The sequence below is a fragment of the Synechococcus sp. R55.7 genome, from assembly GCF_047461955.1.
Taxonomy (GTDB): domain Bacteria; phylum Cyanobacteriota; class Cyanobacteriia; order Thermostichales; family Thermostichaceae; genus Thermostichus.
This window is the reverse complement of the sequence record NZ_JANSIC010000002.1, coordinates 17,278-24,888: the sequence shown is the minus strand read 5'-3', so window position 1 is coordinate 24,888 and position 7,611 is coordinate 17,278. Positions and strand designations below refer to the sequence as shown.

Below are 7,611 nucleotides of genomic sequence, written 5' to 3'. Positions count from 1 at the left end.
GAGGTGGCGCGTTACTTGGGCATGGATCTGGGCCCGATGTTGCGCAAGCGCTTTGCCGATGGCGAGCTGTACATCCAAATCCAAGAGTCGATCCGGGGTGCTGATGTCTACTTGGTGCAGCCCACTTGCCGCCCCGTCAACGACCACCTGATGGAACTGCTGGTGATCATCGATGCCTGTCGCCGCGCCTCTGCCCGGCAGATCACCGCTGTCTTGCCCTACTACGGCTACGCTCGCGCCGACCGCAAAACGGCAGGCCGAGAAGCAATCACCGCCAAGCTGGTGGCCAACATGATTACCCAGGCGGGAGCTCACCGCGTGCTGGCTATGGATCTGCACTCGGCCCAGATTCAAGGCTACTTCGACATTCCCCTCGACCACGTCTACGCCCAGCCGGTATTACAGGCTTACCTCAAGGAAAAGGGCTTGCTCGACGAAGACATTGTGGTCGTCTCTCCCGATGTGGGGGGTGTGGCCCGTGCCCGTGCCTTTGCCAAAAAGCTCAAGGAAGCCCCTCTGGCAATCATCGACAAGCGCCGTCAAGCCCACAACGATGTGGAAGTCATGAATCTCATTGGGGATGTGCGGGGGAAAACTGCCATCCTTGTGGATGACATGATCGATACCGCAGGCACCATCTCGGAAGGGGCAAAATTGCTGCGCAAGCTGGGAGCCAAAGCGGTTTATGCCTGCGCCATTCATCCTGTTTTTTCTGAGCCGGCCATTCAACGCCTGCGGGGTGGTCTATTTGAAGAGGTGATCGTCACCAACACCATCCCTATCCCTCCAGAGCAGCACTTTCCCGAGTTAACCGTTCTCTCGGTAGCCAATGTGCTGGGGGAAGCGATCTGGCGCATCCATGAAGATAGCTCCGTCAGCAGCATGTTTCACTAAAGTAAGTTTCAAAGTAAGTTTCTCCAGAGTATCGCTAGAGTAGAGTGGGTGCAGAATGGGCGCGCCTGCTCCTTTTCCCTGTGGAGATCAGCCCAACCAGGCACCCCCGATCTGTCGTGATGGACTGGGTTGAGCCAGCTCCTTGGCCAGGTTTTCCCATGTCACCTCCCATTTCTCGCTCGCCAAGATCCGTTGTGCACGGTTTTGCTTTCCCGCGGACTGCTCCCAGGGAAGGGCAGTCCCTTCAAACCGAACTGGGTACAGCGCTGTACCCGCTGTTGCAATTACTGGGTCAACTGTTGAAAGTACCTTTGGTCTATCTAGAACTGGCCCAGCCGGGATCCGATCCCCACTCGCCTTCAAAAGGGATCCTCTACCGGGATCCGCAAGGGATCCCAGCCGGCGAACCCTTCAACCTCAATGCCAGTCCTGGGGCTGAGCAATGGCCTTTTCATGAATCCTTCCTCTTGCAGACTGAGCAGGGGATCCGGTTGGCCGATCTGCACCTGCTCGACTGCCATCCTCGCCAACTGAGTTCCTTTGAACGGGAACAGATTGACCTCGTTGCCCTCAGCCTGAAGCACATTCTTCTCCAAGCCCAGGAGCATCGGCAAACCCTCGAGCAGCTCCAATCCCAACTGCAGGACAGCCGCAGCACTGCTGCCCGCTACCAGCAGATCTTCGAGAACGCCGTCGAAGGCATTTTTCAAACCACCCTAGAGGGCAAATATCTGGTTGCCAACCCGGCCTTGGCCCATATTTTCGGCTACGAATCCCCTGAGGATTTGATGCACAACGTCTCCGATATTGGCACCCAAATCTATAGCGATCCGGAGCAACGAGCCGAATTCATCCAGCGCATGCTGAGAGAAGGTCAAGTTGTGAATTTTGAACACCAAGTCTGCTGCAAAGATGGCAGGCTAATTTGGATTTCTTTAAATGCCCGTACCATCTACAACGACCAAGGGGATCCCCTCTATTTTGAAGGATTTGTTACCGACATCACAGCATCCCGTCAACTGAAAGAACGACAACAACAATTGGAAGAGGCCCGCCGAGAGAGCGAGCATCGTTTTCTGCAACTGGCAGAGAATACGCAGCAACTGTTTTGGATCACAACACTCTACAGCAAAGAGCTGATCTACGTCAGCCCAGCCTGCGAAGCCCTTTGGGGCCTTTCCGCCGAAGAGGCCTACGCCAACCCCCAAGCCTGGATCCGCCAGATCCACCCCGACGACCGCTGGTTGTTCCCCACCATCCTCAAAGCCCAATCGGAGGGCAAATCCACCGATGTCGTCTTCCGCATTTATCGCACCGATGGCCGCCTGATTTGGTTGCGGGAACGCACTTTTCCCATCGCCGACAAAGAGGGCAAAATCTATCGGGTGGCAGGGATCGTCGAAGACATCACTGAGTCCAAGCAACTGGAAGCCGAACGGCGTCGTATAGAGCAAGCCTGGCAACAAAGCGCCAACCATTTTCGGCAGATTTTTGAGCTGGCCCCCAATGGAATTGCCCTTGTGGACTTGCAGGGGCGATTTATCCAGGTCAACGATGCCTTTGCCCAGATTGTCGGCTACACCCCCGAAGAATTGAAACATCGGCAACAACTGGACATTCTCCACCCCGAAGATGTCAACCCACTGCTGGGGGCCAATGAGGCTTTGTTGGCGGGGAAGGTCTCCGTCAGCCAGCGCCAGATTCGCTACACCCATCGTTCCGGTCAGGTTGTTCATGTGCTGTTTCAGGCCACCCTGCTCACCGACGAGGAAGGACAGCCCACCCAGTTTCTCAACCAGGTGATCGACATCAGCGCCCGCGTGGAGGCAGAAATTGCCCTCAAAGAAAGTGAAGAACGCTTCCGCCAATCCTTTGAATGGGCCCCCATTGCCAAGGCCATGACCCACGTGGATGGCACCTATTTGCAAATCAACGCCGCTTTTACCGAAACCCTGGGCTACACCCTGGAGGATCTCAAAGGGAAAACCGTCCTCGACATCACCCATCCCGACGACATCGCCACCACTCTGGAAAACAGCAACCGCCTGCTGGCCGGCCAGGTGCATCAGTGCGAACAGGAACAACGCTACATCCACAAGAACGGCCAAATAGTCTATGCCATTCTTCGCATCACCCTGGTGCGCACGGCCCAAGGGGATCCCAGCTACTTTCTAAGCCAGATTTTGGACATTACCGAGCGCAAGCAAGCCGAGGCAGCCCTTCGCCAAAGTGAGCTGAGTTTACGGGGCATCTTCCAGCAGTCAGCCCTGGGCATTTCCATCGTCGATCATCGGGGCCATTACCTAAAAGTGAACCCCGCTCTGGAAGAGATCTTGGGCTATAGCGCTGCCGAACTGACCCACATGAGCTTCTGCGACCTCACCCATCCCGAGGACATTCAGGAAGATTGGCGCCTTTTCCAGGAGGTTTTGAACGGCCAACGGGATCGCTACCACCTGGAAAAACGCTACATCCACCGCAGCGGAAAGGTGGTTTGGTGCCGCCTGGCAGTCTCTGCAGTCCGGGATCCCGAGGGCAAAAACCTCTTCATCATCGGCATTTGCGAAGACATTACCGAAGAAAAACGGGCAAAGCTGCAGATCCAAGCTGCCCTTCAGGAAAAAGAAGTCCTGCTGCGGGAGATTCACCACCGCGTCAAAAACAACCTGCAAATCATCTCCAGCCTGCTGCGGCTCCAAGCTGACCAAATCAAAAGCCGCAAGTACGCCCGCGTTTTTAAGGATGCCGGCAGCCGTATTCAAGCCATGTCTTTGATCCACGAAGGTTTGTACCAATCCAACAATCTGGCCGCTGTGGATCTCAAGCAGTACCTACACAATTTGATCTCCAACCTCTTTCACTCTTACGGGGTAAACCCCGAGAGCATTCGCGCCAACATCCGCGCCGAAGGGATCCGCCTCAACCTGGACGATGCGGTCTTGTGTGGCCTGATCATCAACGAGTTGGTGACCAACAGCCTCAAGTATGCCTTCCCGAAGGGCCGCAGCGGGGAGATAGAGATTCATTTCAGCCAAACCCGCAAATATACTCAGTTGCGAGTCTCCGACAATGGCGTTGGCTTGCCCCCGAACTTTGACTTCAAGGAAACTCAATCTCTGGGTTTACAACTGGTTGCAACCCTCACCGATCAGCTACAGGGCAAGATACAATTGAGGAGCAAACCGGGTACCACCTTCATCATTACCTTTCCGAGGAGCGAGCCTTGAAGAGAGTTCCACCCCTTGTCAAAGGCAGTATTCTGGTCGTCGAGGACGAGAAGATCATCGCCAAGGACATTGCCAACGTTCTGAAAAAATTTGGCTACGCTGTGCCCGCCATTGCTTCTTCCGGGGAAGAAGCGATCCGAAGGCTGGAAGAGATGCCGGTGGACTTGGTCTTGATGGATATCGTCCTAAAAGGCGATATCGATGGTATAGAAGCCGCCAAGCGGATTACCGAGCGCTTCAACATTCCGGTGGTGCATCTGACGGCCTACGCCGACGAAGACACGCTCTCCCGCGTCAAGGAGACCCGGCCCTTCGGCTACATCATCAAGCCTTTCAAAGAGCGGGAACTCTACACCACCATTGAAATTGCCCTGCACAACCACCGCCAGAGCCTTGAGAACCGCAAGCTGGAAGAAAAAAGAATCGAAGAGCTGCGGCAAAAACTGCAGCAGCTGCAGCAGTTCTCGGAGGTGAAGGGCACTCTGTTCAAGAAATTCTTGCAGGATCTGAGCGAGCCCCTCTCGAACCTCAGCTTTGCCTTGGGTCTGCTCAAGGATGCCGAGTCGGAGCAGAAGCGGGAGCACTATCTGCAGGTGCTGGAGGATGAGTTTCGCCGTGAGCTGGAGCTGATCCACCAAACCTCTAACCTGGAAAATCTTTTAAACCTGGAAAATGTTGGCCTGTTGAGCCAGTTCAGCCTGCTGCGTCCCCAGGAGCCCAGCCCTGGTCACCGGTTGGAGCAGGAAGCGCCCACCCCTGCAACCACGCCCTCCCAGGAGTCGGCAGGCTCTGCCCCCGCACCCAGCCCCACTGCCGCCACAGCGCCACGGGCACCGCTGCGCCCCCTTAACCAGACTCAGTTGGCGGAACGGTTGGGGGTGGTGGTTTCCGCCATTACCTACTGGAAATTCAAAACCGGGTTTCCAGAGTGGAGCCGCAGCCGGGATCCCGAGGGCATTTCTTGGCGCTATTCCCCCGATTCCAAGCGCTTTTCACCCGTGCCCTAGCTAGCGTTGCACCACTTCCACCCGCACAGGTGCCAGCCCCGAGCGCACCATCCCCAACACCTCTGCCGCCCGCAGGGAAAGGTCGATGATCCGACCGGGGATAAAAGGGCCGCGATCGTTGATGCGCACGACAGCCTGGCGGCCATTTTTCAGGTTGGTCACCCGTACCTCGGTGCCAAAGGGCAGGGTGGGGTGGGCAGCCGTCATCTCATGGCGGGTTGGGTGCAGGTCATACCAAGAAGCAATGCCCTCTTGCACAGGCCCAACCACGCGGACAGGGGCGGGTTCCTGTTGAGGGGCTGTTTTCGGCTTGGAACCTGCAACAGCGGCTTTGGCGGTCAGAGCAGCCGGTTGAGGCAGGGCCGGAGCTGAAATGGGCGGGGCATCGAGCAGCAGACGGCGCAGACGATTGGCAGCCAAAACAGCCACATCCACCGGGCGCTGGTTGTCGATCAACAGCACTCCATCGTCGATGCGCAGCAATTCCTCGCTGTTGACCTGAATGGTATAGAGAGGAACACCCAAGCCTTGTTCGGCCAATTCCAAACCTGCCCAACCTAAGGTGATGGTGGTGTCTTTCAGGGATCCCTGGGCCATTTGGTTGAGCTGGGCCACAAGGGTGCTGGCCCGCATCAGCGGTGGTTCTAGCCCAGGGTGCTCGACAAAACTGACAATGGGCAGATCCCGCACATAGACAGTAACCACCTGTTGCCCGTCCATCTGATAGTCGTAGAGGGTGGAGATGGGCTGGTTGGTGTGCTGCTGTTGTTCGCCGATCTTGAGAATGGGTTCTTCTGCTCGACGGGGCAGGATCGCCTGGCGAGTTCGGTTCAAAGAATGATCCAAGTTCAGGGTACCCAGTTTGGCAGGGGCAAGACCTTTGTGGTCGGAGATAGGGGTTTGGGGGGTTCTCGGCAGCGTTCTGACTGGGGCTGCGGCAGCAGTGGCGGGTTGGGAAGGGGGAACGAGGTCGGTGGCCGGGGAGGGCAATTGGGAGTCAGATGACAGCTCCGCTGCTCGGGTGCTCAGGGATCCGGTTCGCGTCGAGGCTTGTGCTCGCGAAGTCAAGCCGCCCAACATGCCTACCGGCAAGCCCAAAGCCGTGACACAGAGACAACTGACCAAGCCCATTTTGCGGGCGGGCTCCAGTCCCTGTCCAAGCTGTTTCCAATTTCGCATGAGGCCGCGCTCCTCTCCAATCTCGTACAACTTCCAGTGCGACGGTTAAAACAGAAGTTAATGTACCATAGGTTTCTGAGTTGACCCGTTTGTACGGTCGGACACAGGAGCTCAAGTCTTGATAGCATAAGGGGTTTTGGCATTTTGGACTACCGCTCAGCAGGGGTTGACATCGATCTGGGCCAGGCCTTTGTCAGGGGGATCCGCGAGCGCGTTGAACGGATTCAAGTTCCGTCTTCAGGTTCTTCAGGAACCTTGGGCGGCATCGGCGGCTTTGCCGGTCTGTTTGAGCTGCCGACGGGGTATCAAGCGCCGGTGTTGGTGGCGGGCACCGATGGGGTGGGGACAAAGCTGGACATTGCCCAGCAGTGGGGTCAGCACCGGGGGGTGGGCGTCGATCTGGTGGCGATGTGTGCCAACGATGTGCTGACGGTGGGGGCCCGGCCGCTGTTTTTCTTGGACTATGTGGCCACCGGCAAGCTGGAGCCGGAAGCCCTGTGGCAGGTGATCGATGGCATCTTGGCGGGCTGCCAGGAAGCGGGCTGCCAACTGCTGGGGGGGGAAACGGCGGAGATGCCGGGGTTTTATCCCCCTGGGAAGTACGACCTGGCCGGGTTTTGTGTGGGAATTGTGGAGAAGGCGGCCATTCTGGATGGGTCGCGGGTACAGCTTGGGGATCGGTTGTTGGCTTTGCCCAGCAGCGGCCTGCACAGCAACGGCTACAGCTTGGTGCGGCGGATTGTGGCCGACCGGGGCTGGCGCTGGGATCACCGGCCACCCGGCTGGGATCGGCCTTTGGCGGAAGTATTCCTCACCCCCACCCGCATCTACGTGCAGGCGGTGCAGCGGCTGCAGGCAGCAGGGATCGCCATCCACGGCATGGCCCACATCACCGGCGGCGGGATCCCGGAAAACTTGCCCCGCTGTTTGGCCCCCAACCAGGCGGCGCGGCTGCAGCCCCATAGCTGGCCCATCCCACAGGAGTTTCTCTGGCTCCAAGAACAGGGCCAGGTGGAGACCTTGGAGATGTTCCGCACCTTCAACCTGGGGGTGGGCTATGTGCTGGTGATCCCCCCTGAGGCGGAAAATCAGGTGAGATCCCTGCTCCCCGAAGCCTTCCCCATTGGGGAGGTGGTGGCGGCCTGTCCAGGGGAGAGCCGGGTTCTGGGACTGGAACAGTGGGGATCCCTCACAAGCCCTGCCGACTAGCCAACCGATGGATCCCCACCAAAAGGGGGAAAGGGATCCCAGTTCCCTCGACTCATCCTCGCCGTCGCTATGCTAAGTTGGCATGTGGCCTCAGC

General features: G+C 57.7%; 5 protein-coding genes. 4 read left to right on the top strand and 1 reads right to left on the bottom strand.

Features of this window, described 5'->3' with window-relative positions; genetic code table 11:
- From NW820_RS00340 to NW820_RS00330, 3 genes are all read left to right on the top strand, one after another.
- On the top strand, positions 1-894 hold an 894-nt coding region (locus NW820_RS00340; protein ID WP_414406370.1), incomplete at its 5' end, for a ribose-phosphate pyrophosphokinase.
- A gap of 299 nt (positions 895-1,193) precedes the next feature.
- A complete protein-coding gene (locus NW820_RS00335) occupies positions 1,194-4,121 on the top strand; it encodes a PAS domain S-box protein (protein WP_414406369.1) in 2,928 nt (975 codons plus the stop codon).
- Entirely contained in the window at positions 4,118-5,128 is a 1,011-nt protein-coding gene (locus tag NW820_RS00330; RefSeq protein WP_414406368.1) for a response regulator, read from the top strand. The genes NW820_RS00335 and NW820_RS00330 overlap by 4 nt, the downstream gene beginning before the upstream one ends.
- Here the strand turns inward: NW820_RS00330 and NW820_RS00325 are convergent, their stop codons facing one another.
- Positions 5,129-6,307 (bottom strand): septal ring lytic transglycosylase RlpA family protein, encoded by a 1,179-nt coding sequence (locus tag NW820_RS00325; RefSeq protein WP_414406367.1) that lies wholly within the window; start codon positions 6,305-6,307, stop codon positions 5,129-5,131.
- Between the two features lie 144 nt (positions 6,308-6,451).
- Between NW820_RS00325 and purM the strand changes: the two genes are divergently transcribed.
- Positions 6,452-7,516 carry a phosphoribosylformylglycinamidine cyclo-ligase gene (gene purM, locus NW820_RS00320; RefSeq protein ID WP_414406366.1) on the top strand — a complete coding sequence of 355 codons (1,065 nt, stop codon included), beginning with the start codon at positions 6,452-6,454 and terminating at the stop codon, positions 7,514-7,516.
- Positions 7,517-7,611 lie beyond the last annotated feature (95 nt).

Bases quoted from the DNA above. Each gene is read 5' to 3' on its own strand.
- NW820_RS00325 (WP_414406367.1), bottom strand. From the start codon at position 6,307: ATGCGAAATTGGAAACAGCTTGGACAGGGACTGGAGCCCGCCCGCAAA.